General features: G+C 74.4%; 16 protein-coding genes. All 16 read right to left on the bottom strand.

Annotation, left to right across the window (positions count from 1 at the left end; all coding sequences use genetic code 11):
- Positions 1–16 precede the first annotated feature (16 nt).
- Positions 17–1,543, bottom strand: a complete 1,527-nt coding sequence (locus tag ACI8AB_RS05205) for a GMC oxidoreductase (RefSeq protein ID WP_456949209.1) — start codon at positions 1,541–1,543, stop codon at positions 17–19.
- Positions 1,540–3,081, bottom strand: coding sequence for a GMC oxidoreductase (locus ACI8AB_RS05200; RefSeq protein ID WP_456949208.1), 1,542 nt, complete (start codon positions 3,079–3,081; stop codon positions 1,540–1,542). The genes ACI8AB_RS05205 and ACI8AB_RS05200 overlap by 4 nt, the downstream gene beginning before the upstream one ends.
- Positions 3,078–4,109: a sugar phosphate isomerase/epimerase family protein gene (locus ACI8AB_RS05195; RefSeq protein ID WP_387988102.1), complete on the bottom strand. Its 1,032-nt coding sequence runs from the start codon at positions 4,107–4,109 to the stop codon at positions 3,078–3,080. The genes ACI8AB_RS05200 and ACI8AB_RS05195 overlap by 4 nt, the downstream gene beginning before the upstream one ends.
- Positions 4,106–4,516, bottom strand: coding sequence for a C-glycoside deglycosidase beta subunit domain-containing protein (locus ACI8AB_RS05190; protein WP_456949207.1), 411 nt, complete (start codon positions 4,514–4,516; stop codon positions 4,106–4,108). The genes ACI8AB_RS05195 and ACI8AB_RS05190 overlap by 4 nt, the downstream gene beginning before the upstream one ends.
- An 11-nt stretch (positions 4,517–4,527) precedes the next feature.
- The gene (locus ACI8AB_RS05185) at positions 4,528–4,914 is read right to left on the bottom strand and encodes a C-glycoside deglycosidase beta subunit domain-containing protein (RefSeq protein ID WP_456949206.1); all 387 of its coding nucleotides are present in this window, start codon (positions 4,912–4,914) and stop codon (positions 4,528–4,530) included.
- Positions 4,914–5,921 carry a sugar phosphate isomerase/epimerase family protein gene (locus ACI8AB_RS05180; protein WP_456949205.1) on the bottom strand — a complete coding sequence of 336 codons (1,008 nt, stop codon included), beginning with the start codon at positions 5,919–5,921 and terminating at the stop codon, positions 4,914–4,916. Before ACI8AB_RS05180 ends, ACI8AB_RS05185 begins: the two co-directional genes overlap by 1 nt.
- 15 nt (positions 5,922–5,936) lie before the next feature.
- On the bottom strand, positions 5,937–7,163 hold the full coding sequence (locus tag ACI8AB_RS05175) for an ABC transporter ATP-binding protein (RefSeq protein ID WP_456949204.1): 1,227 nt from the start codon (positions 7,161–7,163) through the stop codon (positions 5,937–5,939).
- Positions 7,164–7,191: 28 nt separating this feature from the next.
- A complete protein-coding gene (locus ACI8AB_RS05170) occupies positions 7,192–8,091 on the bottom strand; it encodes a thioredoxin family protein (protein ID WP_456949203.1) in 900 nt (299 codons plus the stop codon).
- A complete protein-coding gene (locus ACI8AB_RS05165) occupies positions 8,088–9,167 on the bottom strand; it encodes a Gfo/Idh/MocA family protein (RefSeq protein WP_456949202.1) in 1,080 nt (359 codons plus the stop codon). Before ACI8AB_RS05165 ends, ACI8AB_RS05170 begins: the two co-directional genes overlap by 4 nt.
- Before the next feature lie 185 nt (positions 9,168–9,352).
- The gene (locus tag ACI8AB_RS05160; RefSeq protein ID WP_387988095.1) at positions 9,353–10,186 is read right to left on the bottom strand and encodes a carbohydrate ABC transporter permease; all 834 of its coding nucleotides are present in this window, start codon (positions 10,184–10,186) and stop codon (positions 9,353–9,355) included.
- 13 nt (positions 10,187–10,199) lie between these two features.
- A complete protein-coding gene (locus tag ACI8AB_RS05155; RefSeq protein WP_456949201.1) occupies positions 10,200–11,153 on the bottom strand; it encodes a carbohydrate ABC transporter permease in 954 nt (317 codons plus the stop codon).
- Positions 11,154–11,216: 63 nt separating this feature from the next.
- Positions 11,217–12,458, bottom strand: coding sequence for an ABC transporter substrate-binding protein (locus ACI8AB_RS05150; RefSeq protein WP_456949200.1), 1,242 nt, complete (start codon positions 12,456–12,458; stop codon positions 11,217–11,219).
- 266 nt (positions 12,459–12,724) lie between these two features.
- Complete coding sequence (locus ACI8AB_RS05145; RefSeq protein WP_456949199.1) at positions 12,725–13,882, bottom strand: ROK family protein; 1,158 nt, start codon at positions 13,880–13,882, stop codon at positions 12,725–12,727.
- A 220-nt stretch (positions 13,883–14,102) separates the two neighbouring features.
- On the bottom strand, positions 14,103–15,368 hold the full coding sequence (locus tag ACI8AB_RS05140) for an ROK family transcriptional regulator (RefSeq protein WP_456949198.1): 1,266 nt from the start codon (positions 15,366–15,368) through the stop codon (positions 14,103–14,105).
- Between the two features lie 116 nt (positions 15,369–15,484).
- The gene (locus tag ACI8AB_RS05135) at positions 15,485–16,642 is read right to left on the bottom strand and encodes an RNA polymerase sigma factor (protein ID WP_456949197.1); all 1,158 of its coding nucleotides are present in this window, start codon (positions 16,640–16,642) and stop codon (positions 15,485–15,487) included.
- Positions 16,639–17,046 carry a YciI family protein gene (locus ACI8AB_RS05130; protein WP_456949196.1) on the bottom strand — a complete coding sequence of 136 codons (408 nt, stop codon included), beginning with the start codon at positions 17,044–17,046 and terminating at the stop codon, positions 16,639–16,641. The genes ACI8AB_RS05135 and ACI8AB_RS05130 overlap by 4 nt, the downstream gene beginning before the upstream one ends.
- Positions 17,047–17,283 lie beyond the last annotated feature (237 nt).

The raw sequence follows: 17,283 nt of genomic DNA, 5'->3' as shown, positions 1-17,283 counted from the left end.
GTCGTCGGGGGTGCCGCTACTCGCTCGCCGCGCCCGCCACCGCCGGCTCGCCGGCGAGGTCGGCCGCGAGCGCCCGGGCGGCCCGGATGGCGAGGGCCACGCTGGTGAGCGTCGGGTTGCACGAGTTGGCGGTCGGGATGAGCCCGTTGCCGGCGAGCACCAGGCCGGGCACGCCCCACACGCGGGAGAAGGGGTCGCAGACGCTGGTGCCGTCGTCGGCCGGTCCCGTGCGGACGGTGCCCATGTAGTGCAGGGAGCTGCCGGCGGGCATGACCTTCGGCATCCCGTCGACGAACTCCCCGAGCGCGGCGGCCGCGCGGGCCTGGTGCACGCGGGCGCGGGCGAACTCGGCCTCCTCGCGCTCGGTTAGCTCGTAGGCGATCCGGATGCCCGGCAGGCCGTGCTCGTCGGGCCGGTCGTCCTCGAAGGTCAGCCGGTCCTCGGGGCGGGGCCACTTGCGGATGCCCCAGCCCATGCCGACGTAGCCGGCGGGGTTGTCCCGGAACCGGCTGCCCTCGGGCAGCGGCGCCGGCGACACCGGGTTCCACATCAGCTGGGCGTGGTACGGGTGCCGCTCCTCGTCGAAGCCGACGGACACGATCGCCCGGATCGGGTCGACCGGGGCCGTCGGGTCCTCCCGCTCGGGCAGCAGGTCCGGCCGCACGGCCACCACGCCGAACAGCAGCGGGTGCTCGGTCAGGTACCGGCCGAGCGCGGCGGGCCGGATGCCGGAGGCCCACAGCAGCTGCGGCGTGCGCAGGGCGTCGGCGGCGACGACGACCGCGTCGGCGCGCACCTCCTCCTCGGTGCCGGTGCGCAGGTCGCGCAGCACCGCGCCCACCACCCGGTCCCCCTCGCTGACCAGCCGGACGCAGAGGGTCTCCGCGCGCAGGGTGAAGCGGTCGTCGGCCGGGACGCCGTCGAGGACGACGTCGGTGCCGCTCCAGCGCAGGGAGCCGTCCGGCCGCGGGTCGGCGGCCACCGGCAGCGGACGGACGGTGATGCCGTCGGGGGCGAACTCGGCGCGGACCGTCTCGAGGATCGCGGTCGCCTGCGGCGAGCCCGCGAAGTCCGGACGGTGGACGTGCAGCAGCTCCTCGGCCTCGGTGACCAGTTCCTCCCACTCGGCCGCGTCGAGGAACGGGATCCGCTCGCTGCCCACCGGTCGCGGCGTGGCGCAGGTCCAGTGGACGCCCTGGCCGCCGACGCAGGTGGCGCCGGCCGCCGCGGGCATGCCCGGTGAGCCGTCGGCGGCGCGGCCGATGAGGTGGGTGCCCTGCCGGGCGGTGATCGTCCCCTCGACGACGACGCCGCCGGGGATGCCCGACACGCCGCTCTCGCTGGACCGCCCCTGGGAGGCGAGCCGCGCCGCCGCCTGCTCCTCCGGGTCGGGGATGTTCTTGACGTTCATGCCGGCCGGGCGGCTGACGAGCGGCCCGGCCTCGACCATGAGCACCGAGACGTCGGTCAGCTGCTCGAGCAGCACCCGGGCGTGGGTGGCGCCGGTCGGCCCACTGCCGACGATCAGGATGCGGGCGGTCATGCGTGCGCCTCCTCGGCGACGGGGGTCGTGGCCGGCCGAGCGGCCGGCTGCGCGGCCAGCTGCGCGGCCACGGCCCGGGCGGTGAGCACGCCGAACGCGACGGCGGTGAGGGTGGGGTTGCAGGCGGTCGCGGTGGGGATGACGTTGTTGCCGCCGACGTAGAGGTTGGCGGTGCCCCAGACGCGGCCGGTCGGGTCGCAGACGCTGGTGCCGTCGTCGGTGCGGCCCATCCGGGTCGTGCCGAGGTAGTGCAGCGAGCTGCCCCGGGGCATGACGAACGGCTCCCCGAGCGGGCGGCCCAGGGCCCGTGCCGCCGAGGCGACCTCCTCGACGGCCGCGGCGACGGAGGCGCGGTCGGCCTCGCTGAGGGCGTAGTCGATGCGGATGGCCGGCAGCCCGTGCGGGTCGAGGTCGCCCTCGTCGAACCGGACGCGGTTGTCCGGCGAGAGCTCCTTGCGGCAGAACCAGCCCAGCCCCACCACCTGGCCGCGCCGGACGGTGAGGCCGGGGTCCAGCGGCACCGGCGAGGCGTCCATCTGCATGACCTGGCCGTGGAACGGCCGGTCGGCGGCGTAGGGCACCCAGGAGACACCGGAGACCGGGACGATCGCCCCGCCGCCCGGCGCGGCGGCGGCGGTGACCGGGAGGTCCGCGTCGACGGGGGCGTCCGCGCGGACGTACCGCTCGTCGAGCAGGGAGGCGGCCATCACCTGCGGGTGCTCGGTGAGGTACCGGCCGAGCGCCCGCGGCCGGATGCCCGAGGCCCACAGCAGCTGCGGCGTGCGGAAGGCGTCGGCGGCGACGACGACGGCGCGGGCGGGGATCGTGTACCGCTCCCCCGACGCCAGGTCGACCGCCTCCACGCCGGTCACCCGGTCGCCGTCCAGCAGGACGCGCCGGGCCAGGGTGCCGGTGCGCAGCTCCACGCCCGGCCGGTCCCACAGGTCCCCCGCGATGATCGCCGGGCCGGTCCAGTGCAGCGAGCCGTCCTCGCCGACCGTGACCGCCACCGGCATCGCGCCGACCGGCCGGCGGTGCGGCCGGTCGAACAGCTCGCCCAGGACCCGCTGCACCGCGCCGGTCAGCGGCGCCCGGTCGAAGGCGTGCGTCGTCACCGCCAGCAGCGCCTCGGCGCGGGTCAGCGCCTCGTCCAGCACGTCGGGGTCCACGCAGTCGGGCACCTCGTCGTCGACCGGCCGCGGGCAGGCCGCGGTCCAGTGCGCGCCCATCCCGCCGACGTTGGTCGAGATCGCCGCGTTGGGCATGTCCGGAGCGCCGACCAGGGCGGTGCCCGGCCGGGCCGGCGTGCCGCCCGGCAGCGGCCCGGGCCCCGTCGCCAGCGCCGCGAGGGCGGCGTCGCGGGCCTCGACGTCGGCGATGTTCTTCACGTGGCCGCCGGCCGGGTCACCGAGCGCCTGCCCGGCCTCGAGCACCAGGACGCGCAGGCCGGATCCGGTGTCGGCCAGCTCCCGCGCGACGGCGGTGCCGACCGGCCCGGAACCGACGACGACGACGTCGACGTCGTGGGACGTGCTCATCGGGCGGCCACCGCGGGTTCGGCCTCGAGCAGCCGCTTGAGCATGTCGTGCTGCGCGCGGACCTGGTCGAAGGCGCTGTACCGGTCGCTGTAGGCGTGGGCCTCGTACTCGCTGGAGACGAAGCCGTCGTAGCCCTGCTCGCGCAGGACGCGCGCGACGGCCGGCCAGTCGATCGACGGGTCGGTGAGGCCGTCGGGGCCCTCGACGATCCCGTAGAACTTGCCGTGCACGTGGACGACGTGGGGGAAGAAGTCGGCCCACCGCTCGGGCGCCATGCGCCCGTGCATGGTGAACAGCATCTTGAGGTTGCCGATCTGGGGCGGCGTGGCGCCGGCCTCGGCCGCCCGCCGCTCCAGCTCCGGGAACTTCGCCATGGTCGGGCCGGGCTCGGCCCACAGCTCCTTGGTGAGCGCGGTGAGCTCCGGGGCGATGCCGGCGGCCCGGTGGGCGTCGTCGACGGCGTCCGGGACCGCCCGCATGCTCGCGCTCATGTCCGGGATGAAGCCCAGCCACGGGGTGTCCAGCCGGGTGAACAGCTCCTTGAGCGCGGCGACCGGCGGGGCGTCGAGCGTCAGCGGGGCGTGGATCTCCACGCCGACCTTGACGCCGAGCTCCTCGGCCAGCGGCAGCAGCCGCTCGAGGATCGCCGGGCCGGTCTCGATGCCGACGCGCGCGACGGGGAAACCGAGCGCGGCCGCCCCGCGCAGCTGCACGGCGACGTACTCGTGGGACTCGTCGTCGGACAGCAGCCGGCCCGGGTACAGGCCCAGGTCGTTGTTGATCGCCAGGCACGACGGCGTGAGCCCCGAGGACTCGAGAACCCCGCGGACCTCCCGCTCCTGGTCCCCGGACAGCCGGGGCCAGCCGCGCAGGCTCTGGAAGGCGACCATCTCCAAGCCGGGGCCGAGGTCGCGGGCGGCCACCTCGCGGACGAGCGAGGCGAAGTCCCCGCCGGGACGGCGCTGCTCGAGGGTGAGGCTGAACAGGGTGGTGCCGAGGCGGGGCAGCCCCGGCGCGGTGTCCGTCACGAGCGTGCTCCCGCCGCGGTCAGGGTCTTGTCGGTGGCGCTGGGTGCCACCAGGGGCACCCGGTCCGGGCCGGTGAGGATGTAGGGGATCGACAGGCCCAGCAGCAGCTGGACCCGGTGCTCGCGGCCGGGCGCCGTCTCGACCGGCGTGTGCAGCACCAGCGGGTCGGTGGTGAACCAGTACTCGTCGCCGGCCCCGGCCACCTCCGACAGCGGGTGGCGGGTGCCGTTGACGGTGACCGACAGCTCGGCGGGGTCGATCCGGCGGCCGTCGACGGTGAGGTCGACGCGGGCCAGCGAGGGCAGCGGCAGGGCGCGGTACCAGTGCGAGTAGACGGCGATGTCCAGGCCGTCGGGGGTGGCGGTGAGCGAGTCGGCGCGCACCACCTGGTCGTCGAGGGGTCCCATGTCCGTTCCTCTCAGGCGGCCAGCGTCAGGCGCTTGCTGTCGCGGCCGCCGCCCGGCACCGGCATGTACGAGATGCGCAGGCGCACCGCGACGGCGACCTCGTGCTCCCCGGGCGTCAGCGGCTCGTCGGTCTCGAAGGTGAGCCGGGCCCGCTCCCCCATCTCCCACCGGTCGTCGGTGGTCTGCGGCAGCTGGTCGAACGTGTAGGTGTTGCCGTGCACGGTGAAGGTGGTGCGCGCCGGCGGCACGGGCCGGCCGTCGAGGACGAGGTCGACGGCCTCGACCATCGACAGCGCCAGGCCGCGGTAGTACGGCATCCGCACCTCCACGACGCCGCCGGTGCGGCCGTCGTCGAGGGCGCGGAAGCCCTCCTCGCAGACGATGTACCTGTCGAACATCAGGCGTCCTCTCCGGTGGTCTCGCCGAGCAGGCGGGCGAACATGGCGTGCTGGCGGCGGACCTGCTCGACGCTGTCCACGGGGTGCACGTCCTGGATGTGGCGGTTGCCCTCGTACTCGCTGGACAGGTGGCCGTCGAAGCCGCCCTCGACCAGCACCGGGACGATCCGGTCGTAGGGGATCGAGTACTCGACCCCGTCCTCGGTCATCTCGTAGAACTTCGCCTGGATGTGCCCGATGAGGGGCATGTGCTCGAGCATCGCCTTGGGCTCGCTCCAGATGTAGTGCGTCGCCTGACGGGCCAGGCCGAAGTCGACCGGGCCGCCGCCGCGGTAGTTGACGATGTCCATCAGGGCGTGGGTGTCGCCGTGGTCGTCGTAGGTCTCGACGATCAGGTCGACCAGCCCCGGCTCGGCGCCGTCCCGCAGCGCCCGCTCGCTGACCACGCGCGGGAACCGCTCGACGTAGACGCCCATGTCCGGCATCAGCCCCAGCGCGGGCGACCCCGTGCGGTACATGACCTCGAGGTGCTCGAGGATCCACGGGTGCTCGTAGTGGAAGGGCGCGTGCACCTCGAGCAGCAGCCGGACGCCCTGCTCCTCGGCGTAGGGCGCCGCCTCCTCCATGACCTCCGGCGGCGTGTTGATGATCGCCCGGACGACGGTCGCGCCGAGCCGGACGGCGATGTCGACGTCGCGGCAGATCGAGGCGACCTGCTCCTCGCGGGTCAGCCACCGGTCGCGGTGCAGCTTGGTGTCCAGGAAGAGGTCGGTGGCGACCGGCGTGGTGCCGTACCGCTCCATCCAGGAGAACCAGTTCCCGACGAACTCGTCGCTGATGTGCGGGAACCCCGGGATCATCTGCTCGGGAATGATCTCGATGCCCCGGGCGCCGATCTCGCCGGCGACGCGGATGCAGTCCTCCACGGACAGCGTCCGGAGGAAGTACTCCTCCTGGAACGAGTAGAGGCTCACGCCCCGCTTGATCTGGTGTGCCGGTGCGCTCACGGGGATCCCTCCCGGTCAGGCGGTCGCCGCGGCCAGGCGCGGCGACCGGGGGGCGATGGCCTGCCCGGTGGACAGGTCGAAGAAGTGCAGGGCCGACGGCGGCACGGCGAACTGCGCGCGGGTGCCCTCGCGGACGGCCGCGGTCCCGGGCAGCCGGGCGTGGAGGACCGAGCCGGAGCCCAGCGCCCGCAGGTCCTCGGCGGCGGCCTGGTCGATGTCGGCGGCGATCTCCAGCGTCGCCTCGGTGACGACGGGGTCGGCGTCGACGCGGAGGTGGAGCAGCTTCTCCGGAGGGAGGTTCTCCACCAGCTCGACGTCGGCGACCAGCCGCGGCCACGCGGGATCGGCGCCGGCCGCCTCGCGCAGCGCCTCGGGACGCAGGCCGAGGGCGACCGGGGTGGCGTCCGCGCCGGCGAGCGCCGGGTGGGCGTCGAGCGCGCCGGCCGGCAGCACCAGCCGCTGGGAGCCGAGCACGATCTCGGCGCCGGTGGGCGTCCGGGTCACGGTGGCGCTCAGGACGTTCATCGGCGGGGAGCCGATGAACTCGGCGACGAACAGGTTGGCCGGGGACTCGTAGAGCTCGTCCGGGGTGCCCAGCTGCTGCAGCACGCCCTTGCGTAGGACCGCGATGCGGTCGCCCATGGTCATGGCCTCGACCTGGTCGTGGGTGACGTAGAGCGTGGTGGTCCGGTACTCGCGCTGGAGGTTGCGGATCTCGGCGCGCATCTGGCCGCGCAGCTTGGCGTCGAGGTTGGACAGCGGCTCGTCCATGAGGAAGGCCTGCGGCTGGCGCACGATCGCCCGGCCCATGGCCACCCGCTGCCGCTGCCCGCCGGACAGCGCCTTCGGCTTGCGGTGCAGCAGGTCGGTGAGGCCGAGGGACTCGGCCGCCCTGTCCACCCGCTGCCTGACCTCGGCCTTGCCGACACCGGCGCACAGCAGCGGGAAGCCGATGTTGTCCCGCACGGACATGTGCGGGTAGAGCGCGTAGTTCTGGAAGACCATCGCGATGTCGCGCTGCGAGGGGTGCACCTCGTTCACGACGCGGTCGCCGATGAGCAGCCGGCCGTCGGAGATCTCCTCCAGGCCCGCGGCCATGCGCAGCGCGGTCGTCTTGCCGCACCCGGAGGGACCGACGAGGACGAGGAACTCGCCGTCGCGGATGGACAGGTCGAGCTCGGAGACGGCCTGCGTCCCGTCCGGGTACCGCTTGGTGATCCGGTCGTAGGTGATCGATGCCATGGCTGCTCCTGCTGCGGGTGGGGGTCGGTCAGGACGGGCTGTCGGCGCGGGCGGGCGTGCGGGGGTCCACCCAGTGCGGGAGGTCCCAGGGGCGGGCGAGGGCGTCCCGGAGGCGGGCGGCGAGGTCGGCGGCGTCCGGCAGCGGCGAGCTGCGGCCGTCGTCGCGGGCGTAGACGCGGCAGGTGAGGGCGGGCGGGGTGTCCACGGGGAAGAGGTCGCGGCGGCCGACGGTGAAGGTGGGCGACCCGGGGAAGCCGAGCTGCGCCGCCTCCTCGCGGGTGCGGACCTCGCGCTCGACGACGTGCACGTCCGCCCGGCCGAGCTCGGCGAGGGTGTCCCGGAGCAGGGCGGCGGCCCGGTCGTGCGTGGGGCAGCCGGCCCACCAGAGCAGCTCCACCCGCCACTTGATCGAGCAGCCGGCCGGCGAGGTCAGCGGCCGGGCCACCTCGCGCCCGGCCAGCACGTCGTCGAGCGCGGCGCGCAGCCAGCCGGCGTCCTGGGCCGGGTCGTCGTGGTCGCCGTCGGGGGCGCCGTGGTAGCGGACCAGCCCGGCCCGGTCGACGACGAAGACCTCGGGGGTCGCGGTGGCGCCGTAGGCACGGGCGGCCGACTGCTCGGCGTCGCGGAGGAAGGGACCGGCGAGCTCGCCGGCGGCGACGCGGCGCCGCATGCCCTCGAGGGAGTCCTCGGGGTGGTCGGTCTCGTCGTTGCTCACGACCTGCAGCACGACGACGTCCCGGTCGGCGTAGGAGCGGGCGACGTCCTGGACGCGGCCGTGCCAGGCGCGGGCGAACGGGCAGCCGTTGGCGGTGAAGACGACGACGGTCGCCGTGTGCGCGCCGGGGTCGAGCCGGACCGCCGCCCCCTCGGTGTCCGGGAGGACGAACGACGGCGCGGGGTCGCCGACGGTGAGCCGGGTGCCGGTCACGCCGCGACCTCCACCCAGGCCTGCGTCGCCGCGGACCGCAGCACCGCCCGCGTGACCCGGGCGGCGCGCGCGCCGTCGGCGAAGGTGGGCAGCCCGTCGGGCGCCTCGCCGCCGACGGCGGAATACGTGTCGGCGACGAAGGCGTCGAAGCAGTCCTGGTAGCCCTGCGGGTGGCCGGCGGGGACGACGGAGTAGCGCGCGGCGGCCGGGTGCTCGGAGGAGCCGCGCAGCAGCTGCCGGTTGACCTCGCGGCCGCCGATCCACAGCGAGTCGGGGTTCTCCTGGTCGAAGCACAGGCTCTCGGCCGCGCCGTCGACGGAGAACCACAGCCGGTTCTTCCGGCCGGGGGTCACCTGGCTGACGGTCAGGTTGCCGACCGCGCCCCGGTCGGTCTCGAACAGCACGACGGCGGCGTCCTCGGTGGACACCGGGCGCCCACCGCGCTCCGGGTGCACGGTCAGCGTGCGCGCGGCCAGCCGGCTGATCCGGTGGCCGGAGACGAACTCGACCAGGTCGCACCAGTGCACGCCGATGTCGGCGAAGGCCCGCGAGGCGCCGCCGGTCACGGCGTCGACCCGCCAGTCGTCGTCGGCGCCGTCGGCCAGCCAGTCCTGCAGGTAGGAGCCGTGCAGCAGCCGCACCGGGCCGGCCGTCCCGTCGGCCACGCGGGCCCGGGCCTCGCGCACGGTCGGGTAGAAGCGGTAGACGAAGGGCACGGTGGCGGTCACCCCGGCGTCGGCGGCCAGCGCCCGCAGCTCCTCGGCCTCGGCGGCGTCGACGGCCAGCGGCTTCTCGCACACCACGTGCTTGCCGGCCGCGACGGCCGCCCGCACCAGCGGCGCGTGCGAGGCGTTGGGCGTGCACACGTGCACCACGTCGACGTCGTCGGCGGCCAGCAGCTCCTCGACGGTGTCGCAGGCCGACTCCGCCCCGATCCGCTCGCGACCGGCCCGCGAGGACTCCGGCGTCGACCCGGCGACGCGGGTGACCACACCGCCGCCGCGCCGGACGGCGCGGGCGTGCACCGTGCCCATGAAGCCGACACCGACGATGCCGGCCCGGATCCGATCGCCCACGGGATCTCCTTCGGTGGTGCGGCGGCCACCTGCGTGACCTGGGACTCATACTTCTTCCGATTGTCGGAGGAAGTCAATGACGAGGGTGCTGTTCCTGGTGATGGAGCGCATCGGCGCCGTCGATGCCGGCGCGGCGGCGCGGGGCGCTCCTCCCGCCGACCGGGCGGCGGGAGGAGCCCGGGGCCCTACTTGATGCCGCCGGCGAAGCCCTGGATGAAGCGCTTCTGGGCGAAGAGGTAGAAGGCCAGGATCGGGATCATCGAGATGATCACGATGGCGAAGATCTTGTTCCAGGCCGAGACCAGCGAGCCGACGTAGTAGTACATCGACACCGTCAGCGTCTGGCTGTCCGAGCCGCCCAGGAAGATCAGCGCGGTGAAGAAGTCGTTCCAGACGATGAGGCCGGTCAGGATCGCCACCGTCCCGGTCGCCGGCGCCATCAGCGGCAGGACGACCCGGAGGAACACGCGTGCCGGGCCGGCGCCGTCGAGCGCGGCCGCCTCCTCGTAGTCCCGGGGGAGGTTGCGGAAGAAGCCGGCGTAGAGGAAGACCGCCAGCGGCATGAGCGTGCCGACGTAGAGGACGATCATCCCCCACACCGAGCCGACCAGGCCGACCTGCCGGGCGCCGATGTAGAGCGGGATGAGGCCGAGCTGGGTCGGCAGCACGATGGCGACGAGGAAGAGGTAGAAGGCGACGCTCCCCCACCTCGCCGTCGTGCGGGCCAGGACGTAGGCCGCCAGTGAGCCGAAGGCGACCAGGCCGAGGATGCTGCCCACGGTGATCACCACGCTGTGGAACAGGCCGAGCAGGATGTTCGAGTCACCGCCGGCCGTCAGCACCTCGGTGAAGTTCTCGAGGGTCGGCCGGCTCGGCGGGGTCGAGGACCCGGTGGTGAGCAGCTCCTCGTCCGGCTTGAGCGCGTTGATGACGAGGAAGTAGAACGGCAGCAGGGTCAGCAGGGCGACGGCCCAGACGAGCACCTCGCGCAGTGCCGTCGCCTTCGTGTAGCGGAACATCGGCTCGGATCCCTTACGACCGGTCCTTGGTGGCAGCCTGCTGCAGCACCGAGAAGACGAGCATGATGAGGGTCAGCAGGAGCGCGAGTGCGGCGCCGAAGCCGAAGTTGCTCAGCGCGAACGTCTCCTTGTAGACCTGCGTGGCCAGCGTCTCCGTCGCCCCCGCGGGTCCCCCGCCGGTGAGCGCCATGACCTGGTCGAAGACGCGCAGGCCCTGGATGAGCATGAGCGTCGACGCGATCGCCACCGAGGGGCGGATCGACGGCAGCGTGATGTACCGGAAGCGGCGCCAGGTGCTGGCCCCGTCCAGCGCCGCCGCCTCCTCGATCTCGGCCGGCACGGTGGCCAGTCCGGCGAGGTAGATGACCATCACCATGCCGGTCGTCTGCCAGGCCATGACGACCAGCACCGCCCACAGGGCCAGCGTCGGGTCGGCGAGCCACGTCTTCGGCGCCATGCCGAACCAGCCCAGGACGCCGTTGAGCGGGCCCTTGAAGTCGAAGATGAACTTCCAGATGTAGGAGACCGCCAGCGGGCTCAGCACGACCGGCATGAAGAACAGGACCCGGAGCAGGTAGCGCGTCTTCAGCGTGCGGTTGAGGGCCAGTGCCAGCAGCAGCCCGACGACGTTGGTGGCGATCAGGAAGCCGAAGGCCAGGAACAGCGTGTTCTTCAGCGACCCGATGAGGGTGGGGTCCTCGAAGATGCGGCGGAAGTTGTCCAGGCCGACGAAGTCGAAGTCGCCGATCCCGGTCCAGTCGGTGAAGGCGTAGAAGGCCCCGCCGGCGGTGGCGACGTAGTGGATCAGCAGCACCGCCAGGACGGCGGGCAGCGCCCACCACCAGCGGCCGTAGGTGATGAGCGGCCGGCTCCGCCGGGAGCGGGCGGAACGCCCGCCCCCGGCGGCCGGGACCGTGCCCCGGACGACTGCACCGGTGTCCTGCGGGGTGCCCATGGTTGCGGTCATCGTCAGTCCCTCGGTGCGTCCGGAGGTGCGGTCGGAGGTGGTGCCGGGATCAGCCGGCCCGGGTCACTGGTCCCAGGCCTGGTCGATCGACTCGAGCACGGACTGGACGTCGCCCTGGCCGGCGAGCAGGCCCTGGACGCCGGTCGACAGCGCGTCGTACACGCCCGGGTTCGGCCAGGCCAGGTTCGGCAGCGGCGCGTAGTCCCCGTTCTCCAGCAGGTCGGCGACCGGCTCGTACACCGGGGACAGGTTCTCGTCCGGGCCGGTGATGGCGACCCCGCCCTGCAGCTCGGTGAACCGGGCGGCGTTCTCCGGCTCGGCCATCCAGGCCAGGAACTCGCGCGCGGCCTCCTTGGCGCCCTCGTCGGCCGAGGCGTTGATCGACAGCGCGTAGTTCGGGCTGGCGAGCAGGAACGGCTCCCCGCCGTCGGCCGGCGGGAACGGCTGCACCTGCAGGTTGAGCCCCGGGCTGGCGTTGGCCAGCTCGGTGGCGGCGGCCCCGGGGACGAAGGCGCCCAGCGAGGTGCCCTGCGTCAGGCCCTGGGTGATGGCGTCGAAGCCACCGCCGGCCGCGCCCTGCTGGAAGCAGCCGGCCTCGTTCATGTCGACGATCGTCTGCAGGGTGGCCTGCCAGCCCTCGCTGTCGGCGAAGCTGACGTCACCGGCCGAGCGCTGCTCGTTCCAGTCCGGGGTCTCGGCGTAGACCCGGGTGGCGGAGATGGCCATGGCCATCAGGCCCATGTTCGGCGGGGCGGATCCCGCGGCGGCGAGGAACGACTTGCCGTCCCCGGCCAGGGTGCCGCAGGCGTCGATCATCGCGGACTCGTCCGCGGGGACCTCGACGCCGGTCTCGGAGGCCGCGCTGGAGTTCCAGACCATGCCGACGGGGATGATGCTGGTCGGCTGCGCGTAGACCTTGCCGTCGATCTCGAACAGCGACTCGTTCCCCTCGGGGATGAGGGCCGCCGACTCCTCGCCGAGCTCCTCGATGTAGCCGGCCTCGGCCATGGGCAGCACCGCGTTGGCGTTGCCGGCGCCGGGCGAGAACATCAGGACGTCCGGGGCGCTGCCGCCCTGCAGCTGGGTGCGCATGGACAGGCCGTAGCTGTCCGGCGGCAGACCCTGCGTCTCGATCTGGACGCCGGTCTCCTCGGAGTACTGGTCGGCGAGCAGCTGCCAGGGGTTCTCCTGCCCGCCCGAGGCGTTCTCGAAGGCGAAGCTGAAGCTGTTCGCGGCCCCGCCGGAGCCGCCGGAGCCGCTCTCCTCGTCCCCGCCCCCGCAGGCGGCGAGCGTCAGCGCGCTCACGGCCGGAACGGCGACGAGGACCCCGATGCGGCGGAGCCCCCGGTGACGGTGCTGGGTCATGTGTTGCCTCTCTCCACGTGTCCGGGGACCGGACGACGACTGCGACGCTGGATGTCGAGCACCGCGTCCGGCCGCTGGAGCGCCGTCCGCGTGATGGCAACCACATACTTCTGCCATCGAGCGGAGGAAGTCAATGCAACGTGGACGTAACGCTGGTGATGCCGGGCATCAGCCGCGGTGATGACGTGGACCACAGCGGTCCGCCGTCACACGGACGGGCGGTCCGGCGTGTCCACGATCTCCGGATGACCGGACGGGGAGCCCCAGGGCAGCCACAGCGCCAGGCGGTCCGGCGTGAAGAGGTTGTCCAGGACGAGGTGGACGGCGCCGGCCAGCCCGGCGGCCGCCCCGAGCGCGGACGGCTCGATCCGCAGCGTGCGCGTCGCCAGCGGCAGCGACCGCCGGTAGACCGACTCCCGGATGACCGCCAGGACGTGGTCGCCGGCGTGCACCACTCCGCCGCCGAGGACCACCAGGCCGGGGTTGTAGAAGCTGACCAGGGTCGCCAGCGTGCCGCCGACCAGCCGGCCGGCCCGCGCGAGCAGGGCGCGAGCCGCCGGGTCGCCGCGCTCCGCGGCGGCGGTCACGTCCGCGGCCGTCAGGTCGCCCCGGGCCGCGAGGGCCTCGGCCAGCACCGGACTGCCTCCGCGCTCCGCCAGCTGGCGCCCGTCGCGGGCCAGCGCCGCCCCACCGGCCACCGCCTCCAGGCAGCCCACGTTGCCGCAGCGGCAGACGACCGTGCCGGCCTCGGCGACGGCCACGTGACCGATGTCGCCGGCACACCCGTTGACCCCGCGGTGCAGCCGCCCGCCGGACACCAGGCCGGCGCCGATGCCCGTGCCGATCTTGACGTAGAGCAGGTCGCCCGTCGCGGCGGCGGCGGGGTTGGTGCGCAACTCGCCCAGCGCGAGGACGTTGACGTCGTTGTCCACCCAGACCGGGGCGGCGAAGCGGCCGGCCAGCCGCTCGCGGACGGGGTAGCCGTCCCACCCCGGCATGATCGGCGGGGCGACGGGCCGCGAGGTGGCGAACTCGACGGGGCCGGGGACGCCCACCCCGACGCCCCACAGTGGCGGCGGATCCGTCAGCCCGGCGAGCAGCCCCTCGACCAGCTCCTCGACCCGACCGAGCACCGCGTCGGGTCCGTCGGCGACGTCCACGGGCTCGTGGGTCTCCACGAGGACGTGACCGGAGAGGTCGGCGAGTCCCACGGCCATCCCGGTGGCGCCGATGTCGGCACCGGCGACCAGCCCCGCCGCCCCTCGCAGCCGGAGCCTCCGCGGGGCACGGCCGCCGTTCGACGGAGCCAGCCCGTCCGGCGCGACGAGACCGGCCGCCTCCAGGTGGGCGACACGCTGGGCCACGACGGTCCGGCCGAGTCCGACCCGCTGGACGAGCCGGGGTTGGGTGATCCCGGGGGAGGTCCGGATGGCGTCGAGGACGGCGACGAGTCCGTCCGACCGGTCACCGGACACCGGCGGCACCGCCCGGGCGGCCGGTGTCCACGTTCACGGACGCAGCGTAACGGAACTTCTACCTCTCTGCGGCAGAAGTTCGGAACCGCCCGACGGAACTCGTCCCGGTTCAGGCGGGGACGTGCCCGTCGAGTGCCGTGACCGTGGCCCCGCCGCTGCGGGCGTCGAGCACCGCCGGGAGGTGGTCGGGACTGAACAGCTCCCCCAGCGCGAACTCGACGGCGCCGGTGATCCCGGCGATCTCCTGGTCGAAGGCCGACGGCTCGATCCGCAGGTCCCGGGTCGCCGAGGGCAGGGCCAACCGGTAGATCTCCTCGCGGATCGCGGCCAGGACGTGGGCGCGCGCCCGGGCGACGCCTCCGCCGACCACGACCAGGTCGGGGTCGAACACGTTGACGAGGATCGCGAGACTGCGCCCGATCATGGTGGCGCTGCGGTGCAGGAGCGCACGGGCCGCGGCGTCCCCCCGGCCCGCGGCCTCGGTGACGTCGACCGGGCGGATCCGGCCGGTGCGGGCCAGGACCTGGGCGAGGGCGGGGCTCTGCGCCGTCTCGGCCAGCAGCCGGCCGTCGCGGACCAGGGCCGCACGCCCGGCGACCGCTTCCAGGCACCCCGTCCTGCCGCAGTGGCAGGCCACGTCGTCCGCGCCGGGCACCGGGACGTGGTCGATGCCGCCGGCGAGCCCGTGGGCGCCCCGGTGGATCCTGCCGTCGAGCACCACCGCGGCGCCGAGGCCGTAACCACCGCCCAGGTAGATCATGTGCCGCGAGCGCGCCGCGACCGGGTTGACCCTGCGCTCACCGAGAGCCGAGAGGTTGGTCCGGTTGTCCACCCAGACGGGGACCCCGAAGCGTTCGGCCAGCCGCTCCCTGATGGGGTGCCGGCTCCAGTCCGGCAGCGTCGGCATGGTGGCCGGTTCGCCGCTGTCGTAGGCCACCGGCCCGGGCATGCCGACACCGAAGGACCACAGGCTGCGCTGGGCGCCCACCTCGTCGACCAGCTCGGCGGCCAGCTGCTCGACGGCGCCGATGACGATCTCGGGTCCGTCGACGACGTCGATCTCCCGGTGCCGCGTCCCCAGCAGCGCGCCCGAGAGGTCGGCCACCCCGACCACGAGCTCGTTCGTGGCGATGTCCGCGCCGAGCACGTAGCCGGCCTCGCTGTGGAGGCGCAGGCGGCGCGGCGCCCGGCCACCCGTGGAGGGCCCGAACCCGTCGGAGACGACGAGGCCGGCCGCCTCCAGCTCCGCGACCCGCTGCGCGACGACGCTCCGGCCGAGGCCCACCTGTTCCACGAGCATCGGCTGCGTGATGTCCGACGAGCTGCGGATGGCGCCGAGCACGGCGGCGAGGCCGGCGTAGCGGTCACTCGGCACGACTGCGTCTCCTCCCCTGTCCGGTCGCTCCCATCATCCGGCGCAAGTGCAGCACGGTGACGGCCCACCGGCACGAGATCGTCCCGAGGGGTCACCGGCGAGCGGTCGGGGCCCCGTCAGCGGGACCGGCCCGCGTTGAGCCGGGCGGCCTGGCGCAGCAGGTGGTCGCGCTCGGCGAGGTCGGTCGCCCTCCCGGCCGCCTCGGCGTACAGCCGCGCCGCCGTCGCGAGGTCGCCGTCGCGCTCGTGCAGGTACGCCGCGACCGCGGTGTGGCGGGGCAGCGAGTCGTCCAGCGCCGCCAGCTCCGCGAGGCCCGCGCGGGGTCCGTCGGCCTCGCCGACGGCCACCGCCCGGTTGAGCCGGACCACCGGGCTGCCGGTCAGGCGGACGAGTTCGTCGTACCACTCGACGATCTGCACCCAGTCGGTCTCCGCCGCGGTGGGCGCGTCCGCGTGCAGCGCCGCGACGGCGGCCTGGGCCTGGTACTCCCCCAGCCGGTCGCGGGCGAGGGCCGCCTGCAGGATCCCGATCCCCTCGGCGATCAGCCCGGTGTCCCACCGGCTCCGGTCCTGCTCGGCGAGCGGCACCAGGCTCCCGTCGGGCGCGGTCCGGGCGGCGCGCCGGGCGGAGTGGAGCAGCATGAGGGCGAGCAGTCCCTGCACCTCGGGGTGGTCGACCACGGCCGCGAGCTGCCGGGTGAGCCGGACGGCCTCGGCCGCGAGGTCGACGTCGCCGGAGTAGCCCTCGTTGAAGACCAGGTACAGGACGCGCAGCACGGTGGCGACGTCGCCCGGCCGGTCGAACCGCACGCCGGAGACGGTGCGCTTGGCCCGGCTGATGCGCTGCGCCACGGTCGCCTCGGGCACCAGGTAGGCCTGGGCGATCTGGCGGGTGGTCAGCCCGCCGACCGCCCGCAGCGTGAGCGCGACCGCCGACGACGGCGTCAGCGACGGGTGGGCGCACAGGAAGTAGAGGTGCAGCGTGTCGTCCGCGGCGGGCACGGGCCCGGGCGCGGGCTCCTCCTCGACGACGTCCTCGCGCCGGCGGCGGGCGGCGTCGGCGCGGGTCGCGTCGAGGAACCGGCGCCAGGCCACCGTCACCAGCCAGCCCTTCGGGTCCCGCGGCGGATCGGCCGGCCAGGTGCGGACCGCCTCGACCAGCGCGTCCTGCACGGCGTCCTCGGCCGCCGCGAAGTCGGCTCCGCGGCGGACGAGGACGCCCAGCACGCCGGGGGTGAGGCCGCGGAGCAGGACCTCGTCCAGCGGGGCGGTCACTCCGTGATGGTGGGCGGTGCGCCCAGGAGGGGACGGACCTCGAGCCACTCGTGGATCGGCTGCCCGCCCGCCCCGGGGGCGGCCGACAGCTCGCCGGCCAGCTCGACGGCGCGCTCCTGGCTGTCGACGTCGATCACCATCCAGCCGGCGATGAGGTCCTTGGTCTCGGGGAACGGGCCGTCGGTGACCGGCGGGCGGCCCTCGCCGTCGTACCGGACCCACAGCCCCTCCGGGGAGAGCGCCTGGCCGTCGACGAACTCGCCGGTCCCCTCCAGCCTGGCCGCGAAGTCCTCCATGTACTGCACGTGGGCGGAGATCTCCTCCGGCGTCCACTTCTCCATGGGGACGTCGTTCACCGCCGCCGGGGCTCCGCGGTAGTGCTTGAGCAGCAGGTACTTGGCCATCGTGGTCTCTCCTCGGTGCCGGTGCGGCCCATCCTGGCCGCTCGCACCCCGGGGACGGAGCCGGTCCCGCGTTCTCGACATCGCCTGCGGATCTTCCGGCGCCGGACGGGGCGGTGGCTCCTGCGGGCACCCGCCGCCCGGTCGGTCCAGGAGGCCGGCGGCGGGGACGCACCCCCGGGCCCGTCCGCGGAGGGTGGAGGCGGGTAGCCGCCGCCGGACGGGCGCCCGGGGCGGGGG

Source organism: Geodermatophilus sp. SYSU D00698 (assembly GCF_054050335.1).
This window is presented reverse-complemented; position numbering and strand designations above follow the sequence as displayed.

Excerpts from the sequence above, each read along its gene's own strand:
- ACI8AB_RS05205 (WP_456949209.1), bottom strand. The coding sequence starts at position 1,543 with ATGACCGCCCGCATCCTGATCGTCGGCAGTGGGCCGACCGGCGCCACC.
- ACI8AB_RS05190 (WP_456949207.1), bottom strand. The coding sequence starts at position 4,516 with ATGGGACCCCTCGACGACCAGGTGGTGCGCGCCGACTCGCTCACCGCC.
- ACI8AB_RS05175 (WP_456949204.1), bottom strand. The coding sequence starts at position 7,163 with ATGGCATCGATCACCTACGACCGGATCACCAAGCGGTACCCGGACGGG.
- ACI8AB_RS05130 (WP_456949196.1), bottom strand. The coding sequence starts at position 17,046 with ATGGCCAAGTACCTGCTGCTCAAGCACTACCGCGGAGCCCCGGCGGCG.
- ACI8AB_RS05185 (WP_456949206.1), bottom strand. The coding sequence starts at position 4,914 with ATGTTCGACAGGTACATCGTCTGCGAGGAGGGCTTCCGCGCCCTCGAC.
- ACI8AB_RS05200 (WP_456949208.1), bottom strand. The coding sequence starts at position 3,081 with ATGAGCACGTCCCACGACGTCGACGTCGTCGTCGTCGGTTCCGGGCCG.
- ACI8AB_RS05155 (WP_456949201.1), bottom strand. The coding sequence starts at position 11,153 with ATGACCGCAACCATGGGCACCCCGCAGGACACCGGTGCAGTCGTCCGG.
- ACI8AB_RS05160 (WP_387988095.1), bottom strand. The coding sequence starts at position 10,186 with ATGTTCCGCTACACGAAGGCGACGGCACTGCGCGAGGTGCTCGTCTGG.